We start from the raw sequence: 15,757 nt of genomic DNA, 5'->3' as shown, positions 1-15,757 counted from the left end.
CCGCGCCGGCTCTCAGGCGGCCGGCGGCGCCAGCAGGCTCACATGCGCCGCGACCACCCGCCAGCCTTCGGGCGTGCGCAGCCAGGTCTGGCTCTGGCGCCCGGTGCGGTCGCTGCCGCTGCGGCGGAACTCGACGTTGGCCGTGGCGCAGTCCGTTCCATAGGTGGTGATGACGGTGCGCAGCAGCTGCCGCGCCAGCCCGTGCGCCGGCCGCGCCGCACGGAAACCGGCGATGGCTTCATGGCCATAGAGGTTTTCGGTCGCGCCATAGCGCAGCGTGTGCGGGCTGCGCCAGAACAGCGCGTCGAGCACCGCCACGTCGTTGGACGTCAGCGCCTGCTCGTAGCGCTCGAACGCGGCCGTCACCTCGGCCAGGACTTCGGGAAGATTGATCTGCATCTGTTCCATCATGGCTCCATGCGGGCCGTGCCCGCTTCTTCCAGCATGCGCGCGGCGCGCAGGCAAAGCGCTTCGTTCCACGGCGCGGCGATGAGTTGCACGCCGATCGGCATGCCGCCCGTGCCTTCGGGCCACAGCGGCGCCGCGACCACCGGGCAGCCGGCAAACGAGATCGGCTGCGTGAGCAGGCCCATGGCCGGGCGGCAGGGGTGGCGGCTGCCGTTGATCTCTATCCATTCGCTGCCGATCTCGGGCGCGCTGACCGGCGTGGCCGGAGCCAGCAGCAGATCCCAGTCCTGGAACAGCGCGTTGACCTGGTCTCGGTACACGCGGCGAAAGCGCTGCGCGCGCAGATACCAGTCGGCGGGCTGCAGCAGGCCCGCGATGAAGCGGTCCACCGACAGCGGCTCGAAATCCTGGGGGCGCTGGCGCAGGTCATGCAGATGCAGGCTGCCGCCTTCGCTGGCGGTGACGATGAAGGCGGCGGCACGCGCGAGCGCCGCATCCGGCCACAGCACCTCGCCCCGCGCGCCCAGCGTGCGTGCGGCAAGATCCACGGCGGCGCGCGCCGGGGCGCCGGCGTGTTCGCGGAAATATCCGCCCAGCACACCGATGCGCAAGCCGCCAATGCCTTGCTGCAGCGCGGGCGCCGCGGCCTGCACGCGCAGCGCCTGGCAGCCCGGGTCCAGCGGGTCGGGGCCCTGCAGCGCGTCGTAGGCCAGCGCCAGGCTGTGCACGCCGTCTGCCAGCGGGCCGAGATGGTCCAGGCTGTGCACGAACGGATAGGTGCCGCGCCGCGACAGCCGGCCGAAGGTGGGCTTGAGCCCCCAGGTGCCGCACAGCGATGCGGGCACGCGGATCGAGCCGTTGGTGTCGGAGCCCAGCGTCAGCGGTACCTGGCGCGCTGCGACCGCCGCGCCCGAACCGCCCGACGAGCCGCCCGCGATGCGCGCGCTGTCGTGCGGGTTGCGGGTGGCGCCGTAGTGCGTGTTCTCGGTCGTGAAACCATACGCGTATTCGTCCATGTTGAGCGCGCCGACCAGCACCGCGCCGGCGGCCCGCAGGCGTTGCACCAGCACTGCGTCCTCATGGGCCGCAGGCAGTTCCTGGTTGATGCGCGACCCCGCCAGGGTCGTGAGGCCTTCGATGTCGAACAGGTTCTTGACGGCGTAGGGCAGGCCGGCGAGCGGCGGCAGCGTCTCGCCGCGCGCGCGGCGTGCATCCACCGCATCGGCCTCGGCGCGCGCGCGCTGCGCGGTGACTGCGGTGAATGCATTGACGGCGCCGTCGCTGGCCTCGATGCACGCCAGGGCCTCGTCGCAGATCTCGCGGGCGCTGCGCTCGCCGCGGGCGATCGCGCGCAGTAGCGTTGCCGAGTTCATGCACTCACCTCTGCGCCGGGAAACGGCGCGGCGCGGTAGATCTCGGCCAGCTCCAGTTCGGGCGCGAGAGGCGCCTGTTCCAGCAGCCGCGCCAGGGCCAGGGTGCGGCCGAAGTGCTGGGCGACTGCCGCCGCGCGTTGCGCGTCCAGCTGCAAGCCCAGCGCCGGCGCGCCGGCCTTGACGTAGGCGAGGATGTCCTGTTCTTCCATGTCTGTGTCCCCTTGTTGATGCCTCAGGCGCGCGCGATCACGGCCACCGGGCCGCCACCGGCCGGACCCTGGTGCTCGGCACCGCCCGAGACGTAGACCATGCCGTGGCCGACCACCGAGGCGACGACGGCGCCGGTCACGGCGCGCGCATGCCGGGTCGAGTGGATGTCCGAGTCGCCCAGCATGGTGTGGCGCATGCCGCGCACCTGCCCGTCGGGGCTGGCCTCCGCCTTGCAAAAGACGTTGACGATCCGCTCCAGTCCTTCGGCGCCGTGCAGGCCCAGGGTCTCGAGCGTGCGCCGCACGGCGGCCGCATCGATGGCGTCGTTCATCACTTCATGGGCGATGGCCAGCTCGCTCGTGGCCTCGGCGCTCATGCCGAGGGCGATGACCACGTTGTGCTCCACCTCGATCCCGGCCGACACCGAAGCCACGCCCGAGCACAGGCTCCAGTCGTGCAGCACGGCGGCGTCGGCCAGGTCCGGCAAGGCCGCTTCTCCGGTCGCCAGCGCGATGCCCAGCGCGGAGGCGCCGCGCGAGTAGCCCATCGATTCATAGGTGTCGGCCGTGACCGGCTCGCAGCCCCGCGCGCGCGCCGCGGCAATCCTGCCCGGCGTCAGCAGCGGGCACTTCACCTGAACGAAGTGCAGGTCTTCGCTGCTGGCGATGCCCGCATCGCGCATCGCCTGCTGCACGGCCGCGGCGGTTTCCTCGATCTGGGCCCGGCGGCCGATTTCCTCGGGCAGGAAGTCGCGCGTGAACGCAATGCCCAGGGTCAGCCGCTTGGCGCCGACAGCGGGCGTCCCTTGCGCCGGGCGCCGTGTGAACACGGTATGGTGCGGCGACAACACGCCTTCGGTGCCGCCCGACATGACGAAGGCCACGCGCTTTTCCACCGCGGCAGGCGCCATGTCGAGGTGCCGGCCCAGGCAGGCCGCGAGCATGCTGGTGGCGTATTCGCGCGTGTAATCGTTGACGCAGCCGTTGCCCTCGGTCTTGCCCATCACCGCCACGATGTCGTGCGCGGCAACCCGGCCCGAGGCGATCAGTGCTTCGAGGCCGGAGGTATCGCCCGGGCTGCGGCTGGGAATGCGGATGACGTCGATGTGGTGCATAGGCGGGGGTCTTTCTGGGACAGGTATGCCCATGCCGGCACGCAAGCGGCATGCCATCGAGCGCTCTCGACCGAGGCCTTTTCGCGCGCTGTGCGCTGCCGTTCTGGCATCGGTCTTGCAATGGCAAAGGCATGCAACACCTGCGCTTTCTGCATTACATCGACGCCGTCGCCCGCAGCGGCTCCATCCGTGCCGCCGCCGAGAAGCTGCATGTCGCGTCCTCCGCCGTCAACCGCCGTGTCCAGGACCTCGAAGAGGAACTGGGCACGCCGCTTTTCGAGCGGCTGCCGCGCGGCGTGCGCCTGACGGCGGCCGGGGAACTGTTCCTCGGCTATGCGCGCCGGCGCCAGGCCGATCTGGAGCAGGTGCGCTCGCAGATCGAAGACCTGGGCGGCGTGCGCCGCGGCCAGGTCACGCTGGCCGCGAGCCAGGCGCTGGCGCCGGCCTTCCTGCCCCGCGCCATTCACGCGTTCCAGGCCCTCAGGCCGGGCATTGCCTTCGACGTCAAGGTGCACGACCGCGAACGCGCCGTTGCCGCCGTCACCGATTTCGAGGCGGACCTCGGCCTGATCTTCAATCCACCGGAACTGCGCGGCCTCGCGGTGCTGGCGCAGGCGCGCCAGCGCACCTGCGCGATGGTCGCGCCGGACCATCCGCTGGCCGGGCGCGCCAGCGTACGCCTCAAGGACTGCCTCGATTACCCCATTGCCCTGCCGGACAGCAGCCTTTCAGGCCGCAGCGTGCTGGAGGACTGGTTCGGGCAATCCGCGGCGCAGCCGCATCCGCCGCTGGTCTCCAACTCCTATGAAATGATGCGCGGCTATGCGCGTGAAACCGGCGGCGTGAGCTTTCAGATCGAGATCGGGGCCGGGCCCTCGGCGGGTGTGGTCGCCATCCCTATCGACGAACGCCGCCTGCCGGCCGGGCGGCTGGTGCTGGTGGCGCTGCGCGAGCGCGTGCTGCCGGTGGCTGCGGCGGCATTCGCCGAGTTTGTCGCCGGCCAGCTGCGGGACGCGAACCAGGACGGGGAGTGAAGGGCCAAGCTGGTGCAGGGTGTGCACCAGCGTGAGGCCGATGCCGCCGCGGCATTGCTGTGCTTCATGGCGCGCTGGGAAAAGTGGTCTGGGCGGAACGGAACAGCGCCTGCAGCAGCCAGTTGCCGGCATTGGCCTGCGGGCCGCGGTGGCGCCACAGCGCATCGACATGCACCGGCGGCACATGGAACGGCAGCTCGCGCAGCGCCAGCGACCCGGCCATGCCGGTCACGGGCACGAAGTGCCGCGGCAGGATGGTGAGCAGGTCGGACTGCACCACCACGCGCCCGGCGGTGAAGAACTGGTTCACCGTGAGCACCACCTGGCGCTTGCGGCCCAGCGAGGCCAGGGCTTCGTCGATGAAGCCGAACGAGCGCCCGGAAAAGCTCACCAGCATATGCCGTGCGGCGCAGTAGTTGTCGAGCGTGAGCGGTACATGGGCCAGGGGATGGCCCTCGCGCATCACGCAGATGTAAGCGCTGGCATACAGGCGGCGGCTTTCAAAGCCGACGACATCGCCCGACTGCTCGCGTGCCGTCAGGTCGGCCAGCACCGCGGGAAAGTAGCCCACGGCAATGTCGGCCTCGCCGTCTTCGAGCAGCTGGCGCGGATCGCGCGTGGTCAGCGGCAGCACGCGCAGCGAGATGCCTGGCGCTTCGCGCTCCAGGATGGTGTGGAGCGCAGGGATCAGCGTCGAGGCCGTGGCATCGGCCATGGCCAGCACGAAGGTGTGGTTGGCCGTGGCCGGATCAAACGGATCAGGCGCCAGCGTCTGCTGCAACTGGGCCAGCGCGCCGCGCACCGCGGGCCACAGCGCCAGCGCCCGGGGCGTGGGCTGCACGCCCTGGCCGTGGCGTACCAGCAACTCGTCATCGAGCGCTTCGCGCAGGCGCCGCATGGCATTGCTGACCGCAGGCTGGGTGATGGCCAGCTTGTGCGCGGCGCGCGTGAGGCTGCGCTCGGCCATGACTTCGTCAAAGACGCGCAATAGATTGAGGTCAAGCTGGTGAAAGCCGTGCGGTGTCATGGCGCCAATACATCACTCATATGAATGATATTAATTCAAAAGATAAATTTGAAGTTACATGGGGTAAACCCTATGATTGCTGCATTGCCCGGCAATTTCGCCACAAGCGTCTGTAACGAGGTTTCCATCATGAACAGTTCCGTAAATTCCAGCCCTTCCTTTGAACACAACGGCGTCGTGCGCATGCAGCGTGCCGCCGAGTTCCTGCAAGCCACTGCCGCCGATCTGACAGGCTCGCAGCGCCTGCCTATGGGTGCCGGTCTGCGGGCTGGACTGCGCATGCTGGCGGCCGCCGCACGCCGCGCTGCCGTGATGGTGCGCGCCGGCCACCGCGACTGGGTGCAAAGCCGCAAGCAGGCCGCCGAAGACGAGCGCACCTGGAACGCCGCATTGCAAGACGCTCGTATCATGGCCGATCTGAGCCGTGCGATGCAACGCCAGGACCGCTAAGGCGTCGTCCGGGTCGGGGGCGCTGCCGCCTCCAAAGAAAAAGCCGCTGCCCAGAAGGCCGCGGCTTTTTTGTTGTTCGCCTGCTCGTCCGGAGCTTGCCTGGGCGGGCCCGTCTAAGGATGGCACCCGCGGTCTGATCTCTGGCACGGGCCGTTGATGGTTCGACGCGGCCGGCGAGGCAGGCTCACCACGAACGGTTTCTATCCGCTCGTCCCGATTCACGCAAAAAAGCCCTGCACAGCAGGGCTTGGGATGGGAGAAGCGGGCAGGCCCGCTCCATCACGCGAGGATCAGTCCGCCAGGCGCTGTTCCAGGTTGGCGCGGGTGGCCAGCAGTTCCTGGGGCAGCTTGTCGGCGAGCTGGGTGAACAGCGCGTCGTGCAGTTGCAGTTCGGCTTGCCAGGCGTCCTTGTCGATGCGCGTCACGGTGTCGAACTGGCTGGCGTTGAAATCCAGGCCGTTCCAGTTGATTTCGCCGTAGGCCGGGCTCACGCCCAGCATGTTGTCCACACCCTGGACCTTGCCTTCGATGCGGTCGATCATCCACTTCAGCACGCGCATGTTCTCGCCGTAGCCGGGCCAGACGAACTTGCCGGCTTCGTCCTTGCGGAACCAGTTGGTCGTGTACAGGTGGGGCAGCGTGGCGCCCGTGGCTTCGAGCTTGGCGCCGATGTCGAGCCAGTGCTGGAAGTACTGGCTCATGTTGTAGCCCATGAAGGGCAGCATCGCGAACGGGTCGCGGCGCACCACGCCCTGGGCGCCGAAGGCCGCAGCGGTGGTTTCCGAGCCCATGGTCGCGGCCATGTAGACGCCTTCGGTCCAGGTGCGGGCTTCGGTGACCAGCGGCACGGTGGTCGAGCGGCGGCCGCCGAACAGGAAGGCGTCGATCTTCACGCCGGCCGGATCGTCCCAGGCGGGGTCCAGCGCGGGATTGTTGGTCGCGGCCACGGTGAAGCGGGCGTTGGGGTGGGCCGCCTTGGCGCCGGTCTCGCGCGCGATCTGCGGGGTCCAGTCCTTGCCTTGCCAGTCGATCAGATGGTCGGGCAGGCTGCCGGTGTCCTTTTCCATGCCTTCCCACCAGACGTCGCCGTCATCGGTCAGCGCGACGTTCGTGAAGATCACGTTCTTGTCGAGGCTGGCCATGCAGTTCGGGTTGGTGTGGTAGTTGGTGCCCGGAGCCACGCCGAAGTAGCCGGCTTCGGGGTTGATGGCGCGCAGCGAGCCGTCGGCCTGGGGCTTGATCCAGGCGATGTCGTCGCCGATGGTCGTGACCTTCCAGCCGTCGAAGGCCGCGGGCGGCACCAGCATCGAGAAGTTGGTCTTGCCGCAGGCCGAGGGGAAGGCGGCAGCGACGTGGTACTTGGTGCCGTCGGGCTTGGCCACGCCCAGGATCAGCATGTGTTCGGCCAGCCAGCCCTGGTCGCGGCCCATGGTCGAGGCAATGCGCAGCGCGAAGCACTTCTTGCCCAGCAGCGCGTTGCCGCCGTAGCCCGAGCCGTACGACCAGATCTCGCGCGTTTCGGGGTAGTGGACGATGTACTTGGTCTTGTTGCAGGGCCAGCTGGTGGTGTCCTTCTCGCCTGCGGCCAGGGGGGCGCCGACGGTGTGCATGCAGGGCACGAAGTCGCCATCGGTGCCGATGACGTCGTACACGTCCTTGCCCATGCGCGTCATGATCTTCATGTTGACGGCGACATAGGCGCTGTCGGAGAGTTCCACGCCGACATGGGCGATGGGCGAGCCCAGCGGGCCCATCGAGAACGGAACGACATACATCGTGCGGCCGGCCATGCAGCCGTCGAACAGCGGCTGCAGCGTGGCGCGCATCTCATTTGGCGCCATCCAGTTGTTGGTCGGGCCGGCATCGGCCTGGTTCTGGCTGCAGATGTAGGTGCGGTCTTCGACGCGCGCCACGTCGGACGGGTCGGACCAGGCGAGGAAGCTGCCGGGGCGCTTGGCGGGGTTCAGCGGCTTGAAGGTGCCGGCGGCGACGAGCTGCTCGCACAGCGCGTCGTACTCCTGCTGCGAGCCATCGCACCAGTGGATGCTGGCCGGCTTGCACAGCGCGGCCATTTCGGCGACCCAGGCAATCAGCCGGGCGTTCTTGACATAGGAAGGAGCCTGAATGGTCAGGCCTTGCAGTGCAGGAGCGTTCATCACGAGGAGCTTTCTAATTGAAAAAACGTTTTTTCAAAGGCAGTGCTGCACCGCGGCAGCCTTTGAGAAAACAGGTTTTTTCAAGCTCGTAAGGTCATGCCGGGCGAGTTCGTAACCCGGCTGTAACCCAGCAGGATCCGCAATTTTAGGGAGATGCCGCATTTTTGTGTCATCCATAAGTCAAAAATCTATGCAATATAAGTATCAATATATGCGCTATACGATGCATGAATGCATAAAAAATGGGCGAAAAAAAGCCCCGTGACCGGGGCTTGGGAAGTGGCGCAGCGGCGGTTTCAGGCCAGATAGACGGCAATGAACGCCAGCAGGAACATCAGTACACCGCCGACCAGCGGCAGCACGAACGGAATGTACGGGACGACGGCTTCGGTGGAGTCGACGGTGGGTTCGTCGGCCGCGTTGGGCGGTGCAGGATGGGTCATGAGATCAGGCTCCCGTGGTTCAAGAGGTCGGCAATGCCTTTATTTTAAGCAGCGACTGGGGATAACGGCATGGGGTTAGCCCTGCGGCAGGCGTTCCTGCGGCAGGCGGCCTGCGCTCAGGCGCGCTGCGCCTCCATGCCCTGCGCGCGCAGGCGCTCGAGCACCTGTTCCACATGCGGCTGGTTGCGCGTCTGCAGCACGCATTCGATCTCGACGTTCTGCGCGGCCAGCAGCGTGAATGCGCGCTGGTGATGCACCTCCTCGATGTTGGCGCCGGCATCGGCCACGGTGGCGGTGATGCGCGCCAGCACGCCGGGCACGTCGCGCGCGCTCACGCGGATGCGTGCCAGCCGGCCCGAGCGCACCATGCCGCGCTCGATGATGGCCGCCAGCAGCAGCGGGTCGATGTTGCCGCCCGACAGCACCAGCCCGACCTTCCTGCCCGCGAAGCGCGCGCCATGGCGCAGCATGGCCGCCAGGCCCGCCGCGCCCGCGCCTTCGACCAGGGTCTTCTCGATCTCGAGCAGCATCAGCACGGCTTGCTCGATGTCGCCCTCGTCGACCAGCAGCAGGTCGTCGACCAGTTCGCGCACCACGCCCTGGGTCAGCTGGCCGGGCGTGGCCACGGCAATGCCCTCGGCAATCGTCGACTGGCCCATGGGCAGGTCGCTGCCCTGGATGGCATTGAGCATCGAGGGAAAGCGCTGGGTCTGCACGCCAATGATCTCGATGCCTGGCTTGAGGGCCTTGGCCGCCGTGGCCACGCCGGCAATCAGCCCGCCGCCGCCAATGGCGATCACCAGCATCTCCAGGTCGGGCTGGGTCTTGAGCATCTCCAGCGCCAGCGTGCCCTGGCCCGCGGCCACGGCTTCGTCGTCGTAAGGGTGCACGAACACCAGGCCCTGGGATTGCGCCATTTCACGCGCATGGGCGCGGGCTTCGTCCAGCGTGTCGCCATGCAGCACGACCTCGGCGCCGAAGCCGCGCGTGCGCTCGACCTTGACGTCGGGCGTGAAGCGCGGCATCACGATGACCGCGCGCACGCCCAGGCGCTGCGCATGGTAGGCCACGCCTTGCGCATGGTTGCCCGCGCTCATCGCAATGACGCCGCGCGCGCGCTCCTCGGGCGTGAGCTGGGCCAGCTTGTTGCAGGCGCCGCGCTCCTTGAACGAGGCCGTGAACTGCAGGTTCTCGAACTTGAGAAATACCTGCGCGCCGACGATCTGCGACAGCGTGCGTGATTCCACGCAAGGGGTCTCGAGGATGTGGCCGCGCAGGCGCCCGGCGGCTTGCTCGATGTCGTGAAGGCTGATCATGGGCCATTGTGTCCAGAGTTGAAAACCTGGACGCGGCATGCAGGTTCTGGCGCGCTGGCAATTCAGGCCGGCAAGGCGCGCTGCAGCAATTGCGCCACATCCATCTGCCGCGTATCCAATGCGCCCAGCACCCGGCCGCCGCCGCCATGGCCCAGGCGCGACTGGATGAAGGCCTGGGATACGGCCGGTGGCGCATCGCGGTGCAGCAGGCAGGCCTGCACGGTGAGCACCAGCCGGTGCACCAGCATGCGCGCCATGGCCTGCTGTTCGGCGGGCGGCTGGGCCAGCATCGCGCGCAGTGAATGCAGCTGGGCGACGATGCGCGCGTCGCCGCTGGCTATGGTTTCCAGCGCCTCGAACAGCTGTCTTGCCATGGGCCGCTGGCGGTCCAGTGCCTGCAGCGCCTGCAGGCACAGTGCATTGCCCATGCCTTCGCCGCGGCCCTGGGCCGGCGCCGCGAGAAACAGCCGCGCCAGGGTGCGTCCCTGCGGGGTGTCGAGCGCGCCCTGGGAGCCGGCCCACTCCATGGTCTCGGCGGTGATTTCCATCGCGCGCCGGCCGATCCAGAACTGCGCGGCGGGCGCCATGACCTGCTGCAGCGCGCGATCGACCACGGGCAGATGGTCTTCCTTGGAATCCTCGCAGCGCTCGTAGGCCTGGGCCAGGCGCATCGACAGCATCAGCGCGGCCTCGCTTTCCAGTGCCATGTCGACCAGCACGCTGCCCAGCAAAGGCTGGTTGGCGAGATCGGTCAGGCTGCGGGCCTGCGTCAGCGATTGCACCAGCGCCTGGCGCAGCAGTGCGCAGCTGGCCAGCGTATGGCCGAGCCGCACGATGGCTTGCGCGGCGCGCAGGCTGGCCTGGCCCTGGCCTTCCTCGCCCAGCAGATAGCCGCTGGCGGCATCGAGCTGCAGCCGGGCCGCGGCCATGGTGCCGAGCGCATTGTGCTGCGGATGGACCTCGACGCCGTTGCGTTGCCCGTCTTCGCGCCAGCGCGGCACGAAAAAGCAGCTCAGGCCCTGTGCGGTCTGGGCGCACAGCAGGTGCGCATCGCTGTCCGCGGACGCGAGCCCGGGCGTGCGGCCGCTGAGCCGGAATTGCTGACCCCACAGTCCCATGCCGACGGGCATGGCCTGCAGCTGCTGGAAAGTCGGCTGCAGCGCCTGCGAGGTCTGCACGACACTGGCATCGAGGCCCATCCAGAGCGCGCTTTTCTGCGCGATCGGCAGGTCGCGCGCGTCATCTTCGGGGCTGCACAGCAGCGGGCCTAGACGCGCCCAGAGCGCCGGCTCCTTGCGCAGCACGGCCAGCGCGCCCGAAGTCAGCAGCAGCGGATCGACGCTGTCGGGCGCCAGCTGGCTGTGCAGATAGATGCCCGCGGCCCAGAGGCTCCAGCGCCCCGGCGTCTGCTGCGTCAGCGCCTGCGCCACCAGCCCCTGGCGCCGGCCCAGCGCGCGCTGCGCAAGCCATGCCGGATCGTCCTGCGTGGCGTCAGCGGGCGGCTGGGTCCGCGCCAGCTGGCTTGCATAGGCGTCGAGCACGGCGCGCGCATCGGCCGCATCGGCGCGCCGCAGCGCTTCGTCCAGGGGGGCGTCGTGGCCAATCGACGGCGGTTCCGGATGCAAGGCAGTGGACATGGTTGTCTCCTGAGCGCGGTATGGCGCGGGCCATCCTGGATCGGCAACCCGCATGCCTGCAGTATCCGCATCCAGCGCCGGCCGTGTTGTCGGAGAGCTTCGCCGGTCGTCGGACGCGGCCTTGCGCTTCAGTCGGGGAAGGCGCGCTGCAGGATCGCCGCCACATCATGGCGGCCGGGATCGAGCGTGCCCACGACCCAGCCCGTGGCCTGCGCGCCCAGGCGCGTGGCAATGAAGGCATCGGCCACGGCCTGGGGCGCGGTGTGGCGCAGCAGGCCGGCCTGGGCCAGCAGCACCAGGCGCTGCACCAGCAGCCGGCCCTGGCCTTCGAGCTGGGCGGGCGGCAACTGGAGTTGCTGCGCCAGCGTGTGCGCCGCCGCGCGCAGCAACGGGTCGCCCTCGGCCAGCGCCAGCAGCTCGTGCAGCAGCGCGCGTGCCGGCTCGGGATCGCGCGCGATGGCGCGCAGCACGTCCAGGCACATCACGTTGCCCGAGCCTTCCCAGATCGAATTCACCGGCGCCTCGCGCAGCAGCCGGGCCGCGAGGCTGTCGTCGACATAGCCGTTGCCGCCAAAGACTTCCATGGCTTCGCCCATCAGTTCCACGGCGCGCTTGCAGACCCAGAACTTCGCGGCCGGCGTCATGATGCGCTTCCAGGCGCGCTGCTGGGGCGTGTCGTCGCTTTCATAGGCCTGCGCCAGGCGCATGGACAGCGCCAGCGCGGCTTCGCTCTCCAGCGCCAGGTCGGCCAGCACGGCCCGCATCAGCGGGTGCGCGGCCAGCGGCTGGCCGAACGCCATGCGCCGGCGCGCATAGGCCAGCGCCTGCACGCTTGCCGAGCGCAGCATGGCGGCGCTGCCCAGCACGCAGTTAAGGCGGGTGTAGCCGGCCATTTCCAGGATCGTCGCGATGCCGCGCCCTTCCTCGCCCACCAGCACGCCCCACGCATCCTCGAATTCGGCTTCGCTGCTGGCATTGCTGCGGTTGCCCAGCTTGTCCTTGAGGCGCTGCAGGCGCACGCCGTTGCGGCTGCCGTCGGGGCGCCAGCGCGGCACGAAGAAGCAGGCGGGCGGGCCTTGCTCGCCAAGCCGCGCGACCACCAGATGCGCATCGGACATAGGCGCCGAGAGAAACCATTTGTGGCCGCGCAGCAGGTATTCGCCGCCGCGCCCGCCGCTGCCCAGGGGCGTGGCCCACGAGGTGTTGCTGCGCACGTCGGAGCCGCCCTGTTTCTCGGTCATGCCCATGCCGATCCAGAGCGACGGCTTTTGCGCCAGCGGCAGGTCGCGCGGGTCATAGGCGTCGCTGTAAAGCCCGGGCTGCAGCGCCTGCCACAGCGCGGGCTCCTTTTGCAGCACCGGGATGCTGGCCATGGTCATCGTGCCCGGGCACAGGCTGCCCTGTTCGACCTGGCCATGCAGATAAAAGCCCGCGGCCCACGCGCTCCAGCGGCCGGGGCGCGGATCGCGCAAGGGCAGGCTGGCCAGGCCCTGGCTGCGAAACAGCGCCTGCAAGGCATGCCAGCTGGGGTGGAATTCGACTTCGTCGATGCGCCGGCCGCGCGCGTCGTAGCGCTGCAGCTCGGGCGTGTGCCGGTTGGCCTGCGCGGCGAGTTTCCAGGTGCCGGCGCCGCCCAGCAGCCGCGCCTGCTGCGACAGCTGCGGCCGGCACCAGTCGGCGCCGGCGCGCGTGAGCGCCTCGTTCAGCGCGGCATCGGTGGCAAGCAGGTCGAAGTCGGTGCGTTCATCGAACTGGTTGCTGATTTCATGGGTGGCAAAGGCATGCATGGCGAGGCTCTCCTGGCTGCCAGTCTAGGAGCCCGGGTGCGCCGCGGGTGTGCGGATTTACGCCGATGCCAAGCCGCTGGCCGCGCCGTGCCCGTATCGTGCCTATTGCGCCATCTGGCACACGCGCAGCACTTCGGCGCCGTAGGCGTCGAATTTCTTCGCGCCCATGCCGGGAATGCCGTTGAGCTCCTCGAGGCTGGCCGGATCGCGCTCGGCAATGGCGGCCAGCGTCGCGTCGTGGAAGATCACATAGGCCGGCAGGTTGTGCTCGCGCGCGACTTCGGCGCGCCAGGCCTTGAGGTTGATGAAGCGCACCTGCGCATCGGGGCCGAGGTTGAGCGCCGCGACATTGGCCTGCGGCGCCTTGCGCGTGCGCTTGGGCGCGCTGGCCGTGGCCTCGCGCAGCAGCACCTGCGCTTCGCCGCGCAGCACGGCGCGCGAGCCCGGCGTGAGCGCCAGCGTGTCGAAGCTGTGGCCGCTGTCGCTGGTGACCTTGTGCAGGCCCAGGGCGCCCGTGGCCAGCAGCTGGCGCAGCACGCCGCGCAGCTGGGCCTCGGAGTACTGCGCGCCCAGGCCGAAGGTCGACAGGCTGTCATGGCCGAACTGGCGCACCTTTTCCGTGTCCTTGCCGCGCAGCACATCCATGATGTGGCCCGTGCCGAAGGTCAGCTGGCTGGCTTCGTGCACGCGGTAGATCGTGGACAGCAGCTTGCGCGCGGCATCGGTGCCGTCCCAGACCGCGGGCGGGTGGAGGCAGTTGTCGCAGTTGCCGCAGGGCGTCGAGTCCTCGCCGAAATAGCCCAGCAGCCGCTGGCGCCGGCAGTCGGTGGCTTCGGCCAGCGCCAGCAGCGCGTCGAGCTTGCCGCGCATGACCTGCTTGAAGGTCTCCTCGGCCGGGCTTTCATCGATCATGCGGCGCTGGTTGACCACGTCGTTGAGGCCGTAGGCCATCCAGGCGTGCGCGGGCAGGCCGTCGCGGCCCGCGCGGCCGGTTTCCTGGTAGTAGCCTTCGATGTTCTTGGGCATGTCGACATGCGCGACGAAGCGCACGTCGGGCTTGTCGATGCCCATGCCGAACGCGATGGTCGCGCACATCACGATGCCTTCCTCGCGCAGGAAGCGGTCCTGGTGATGCTGGCGCGTGTCGGCGGGCAGGCCGGCGTGGTAGGGCAGGGCCGAGATGCCGCAATTTTGCAGCGTCTGCGCCAGCTCCTCGACGCGCTTGCGCGACTGGCAATAGACCACGCCAGCCTCGCCCTGGTGCTCGCTCTGGATGAAACGCTGCAGTTGGGCCGTCGCGTCCTTCTTCTCGACGATGGTGTAGCGGATGTTGGGGCGGTCGAAGCTGCTGACGAACTGCTGCGCCTCTTCGAGCTGCAGCCGCTCGACGATGTCGGCGCGCGTGAGCGCATCGGCGGTGGCCGTGAGCGCGATGCGCGGCACGCCGGCATAGCGCTCGTGCAGCACGCTCAGCGCGCGGTACTCGGGGCGGAAGTCATGGCCCCACTGGCTCACGCAATGCGCTTCGTCGATGGCGAACAGCGACAGCTGGCCGGCTTCGTAGAGGCTGTCGAGCAGGCCGAGGAAGCGCGGCGTGTTGAGCCGCTCGGGCGCGGCGTAGAGCAGCGTGATGTCGCCGGTCTGCAGCCGCAGCTCGACTTCCTGCGTCTGCTCGTACGACAGCGTGGAGTTCAGGAATGCCGCGCCCACCCCGGCTTCATGCAGCGCGCCGACCTGGTCGTGCATCAGCGCGATCAGCGGCGAGACGACGATGGCCACGCCCCGGCCCTGCTGCTGGCGCACGATGGCCGGCACCTGGTAGCACAGGCTCTTGCCGCCGCCCGTGGGCATCAGCACCAGCGCGTCGCCGCCGGCAATCACATGGTCGACGATCGCCGCCTGCGGGCCACGGAACTGGTCGTAGCCAAAAACTTCTTGCAATACGGACTGCGCGGTGGACAAGCGGATACTCTCGAGAAAACAGCGGAAAGCGGCCCGTGGAGGCGGAGGCCGGACAGGTGCCTATTGTGCCCGCCGCGGCTTGAAGCCGATGCCAAGGGCTTTCTACAATGGCTGCCATGCCCCGCTCTCCTGCCATTTCCGACTCCATGGCCCTGGCCGACAACGGCCGGCTGTTCGGTCCCGCCGACGACGCGCCGATCGCGCTCGACGAGGGCGCCTGGCTGCTGCCGGGCTGGGCCGCGGCCGAGGCCGGGCGCTGGATCGAGGGCGTGCGCCAGGTCGTGGCGCAGGCGCCCTGGCGCGTGATGCACACGCCCGGCGGCAAGTCGATGTCGGTGGGCATCACCAACTGCGGCCCATGGGGCTGGGTCTCGGATGCCAGCGGCTATGCGTACACCGCCACCGACCCGCTCAGCGGCCAGCCCTGGCCCGCGCTGCCCGAATGGTTCTGGACGCAGGCGCGCGCCGCGGCCGCGGCTGCGGGCTACCCGGGCTTCGCGCCCGACGCCTGCCTGATCAACCGCTATGCGCCGGGCGCGAAGATGTCGCTGCACCGCGACCAGGACGAAACCGACCGGCGCGCACCCATCGTCTCGGTCTCGCTGGGCCTGCCGGCGACCTTTCTGTGGGGCGGGCTGGCGCGCACCGACCGCGCGCGCCGCATGCAGCTCGCGCATGGCGATGTGCTGGTCTGGGGCGGGGCCACGCGGCTGGCGTACCACGGCATCCATCCGCTCAAGGACGGCGTGCATTCGCTGCTGGGCAGCGAGCGCTGGAACCTGACCTTCCGCATGGCCAGAGCGCAGTACCCGCAAGATGGCTGACCCGGCACGGGGCCAC

14 protein-coding genes are annotated in these 15,757 nt (G+C 69.0%); 3 read left to right on the top strand and 11 right to left on the bottom strand.

Features of this window, described 5'->3' with window-relative positions:
- Positions 1 to 12: 12 nt before the first annotated feature.
- The 4 genes from hpxZ to atzD are packed head-to-tail and all read right to left on the bottom strand — an operon-like array spanning position 13 to position 3,105.
- Entirely contained in the window at positions 13 to 399 is a 387-nt protein-coding gene (gene hpxZ, locus HUK68_RS18815) for an oxalurate catabolism protein HpxZ (protein ID WP_175505577.1), read from the bottom strand.
- A gap of 8 nt (positions 400 to 407) precedes the next feature.
- Entirely contained in the window at positions 408 to 1,781 is a 1,374-nt protein-coding gene (locus tag HUK68_RS18810) for an AtzE family amidohydrolase (protein ID WP_175505576.1), read from the bottom strand.
- Positions 1,778 to 1,990 (bottom strand): DUF4089 domain-containing protein, encoded by a 213-nt coding sequence (locus tag HUK68_RS18805; protein WP_175505575.1) that lies wholly within the window; start codon positions 1,988 to 1,990, stop codon positions 1,778 to 1,780. The genes HUK68_RS18810 and HUK68_RS18805 overlap by 4 nt, the downstream gene beginning before the upstream one ends.
- 23 nt (positions 1,991 to 2,013) lie before the next feature.
- Positions 2,014 to 3,105: a cyanuric acid amidohydrolase gene (gene atzD / locus HUK68_RS18800; protein ID WP_175505574.1), complete on the bottom strand. Its 1,092-nt coding sequence runs from the start codon at positions 3,103 to 3,105 to the stop codon at positions 2,014 to 2,016.
- 131 nt (positions 3,106 to 3,236) lie between these two features.
- On the opposite strand from atzD, the gene HUK68_RS18795 reads away from it, so the two are divergent.
- Positions 3,237 to 4,139: a LysR family transcriptional regulator gene (locus HUK68_RS18795; protein WP_175505573.1), complete on the top strand. Its 903-nt coding sequence runs from the start codon at positions 3,237 to 3,239 to the stop codon at positions 4,137 to 4,139.
- Between the two features lie 64 nt (positions 4,140 to 4,203).
- Here the strand turns inward: HUK68_RS18795 and HUK68_RS18790 are convergent, their stop codons facing one another.
- Positions 4,204 to 5,166, bottom strand: a complete 963-nt coding sequence (locus HUK68_RS18790; protein WP_175505572.1) for a LysR family transcriptional regulator — start codon at positions 5,164 to 5,166, stop codon at positions 4,204 to 4,206.
- Positions 5,167 to 5,238: 72 nt separating this feature from the next.
- On the opposite strand from HUK68_RS18790, the gene HUK68_RS18785 reads away from it, so the two are divergent.
- Positions 5,239 to 5,616 carry a hypothetical protein gene (locus HUK68_RS18785; protein ID WP_244146208.1) on the top strand — a complete coding sequence of 126 codons (378 nt, stop codon included), beginning with the start codon at positions 5,239 to 5,241 and terminating at the stop codon, positions 5,614 to 5,616.
- Between the two features lie 290 nt (positions 5,617 to 5,906).
- On the opposite strand, the gene HUK68_RS18780 is transcribed toward HUK68_RS18785, so the two are convergent.
- The 6 genes from HUK68_RS18780 to recQ all read right to left on the bottom strand — a co-directional run bounded on the left by HUK68_RS18780 (position 5,907) and on the right by recQ (position 14,917).
- Positions 5,907 to 7,772, bottom strand: a complete 1,866-nt coding sequence (locus tag HUK68_RS18780; protein ID WP_175505571.1) for a phosphoenolpyruvate carboxykinase (GTP) — start codon at positions 7,770 to 7,772, stop codon at positions 5,907 to 5,909.
- A 296-nt stretch (positions 7,773 to 8,068) separates the two neighbouring features.
- Entirely contained in the window at positions 8,069 to 8,215 is a 147-nt protein-coding gene (locus HUK68_RS18775) for a hypothetical protein (protein WP_175505570.1), read from the bottom strand.
- Positions 8,216 to 8,331: 116 nt separating this feature from the next.
- Positions 8,332 to 9,531, bottom strand: coding sequence for a threonine ammonia-lyase (locus tag HUK68_RS18770; RefSeq protein ID WP_175505569.1), 1,200 nt, complete (start codon positions 9,529 to 9,531; stop codon positions 8,332 to 8,334).
- A 62-nt stretch (positions 9,532 to 9,593) separates the two neighbouring features.
- Entirely contained in the window at positions 9,594 to 11,168 is a 1,575-nt protein-coding gene (locus tag HUK68_RS18765; protein ID WP_175505568.1) for an acyl-CoA dehydrogenase family protein, read from the bottom strand.
- A 128-nt stretch (positions 11,169 to 11,296) separates the two neighbouring features.
- Entirely contained in the window at positions 11,297 to 12,955 is a 1,659-nt protein-coding gene (locus tag HUK68_RS18760) for an acyl-CoA dehydrogenase family protein (RefSeq protein ID WP_175505567.1), read from the bottom strand.
- A 102-nt stretch (positions 12,956 to 13,057) separates the two neighbouring features.
- Positions 13,058 to 14,917 carry a DNA helicase RecQ gene (recQ, locus tag HUK68_RS18755; protein ID WP_175505566.1) on the bottom strand — a complete coding sequence of 620 codons (1,860 nt, stop codon included), beginning with the start codon at positions 14,915 to 14,917 and terminating at the stop codon, positions 13,058 to 13,060.
- 146 nt (positions 14,918 to 15,063) lie between these two features.
- Here recQ and alkB point away from each other — a divergent pair, with 146 nt between their 5' ends.
- Positions 15,064 to 15,741, top strand: coding sequence for a DNA oxidative demethylase AlkB (gene alkB / locus HUK68_RS18750; RefSeq protein ID WP_175505898.1), 678 nt, complete (start codon positions 15,064 to 15,066; stop codon positions 15,739 to 15,741).
- Positions 15,742 to 15,757 lie beyond the last annotated feature (16 nt).

Source organism: Comamonas antarctica (assembly GCF_013363755.1).
GTDB classification, from domain to species: Bacteria; Pseudomonadota; Gammaproteobacteria; order Burkholderiales; family Burkholderiaceae_C; genus Comamonas; species Comamonas antarctica.
This window is presented reverse-complemented; position numbering and strand designations above follow the sequence as displayed.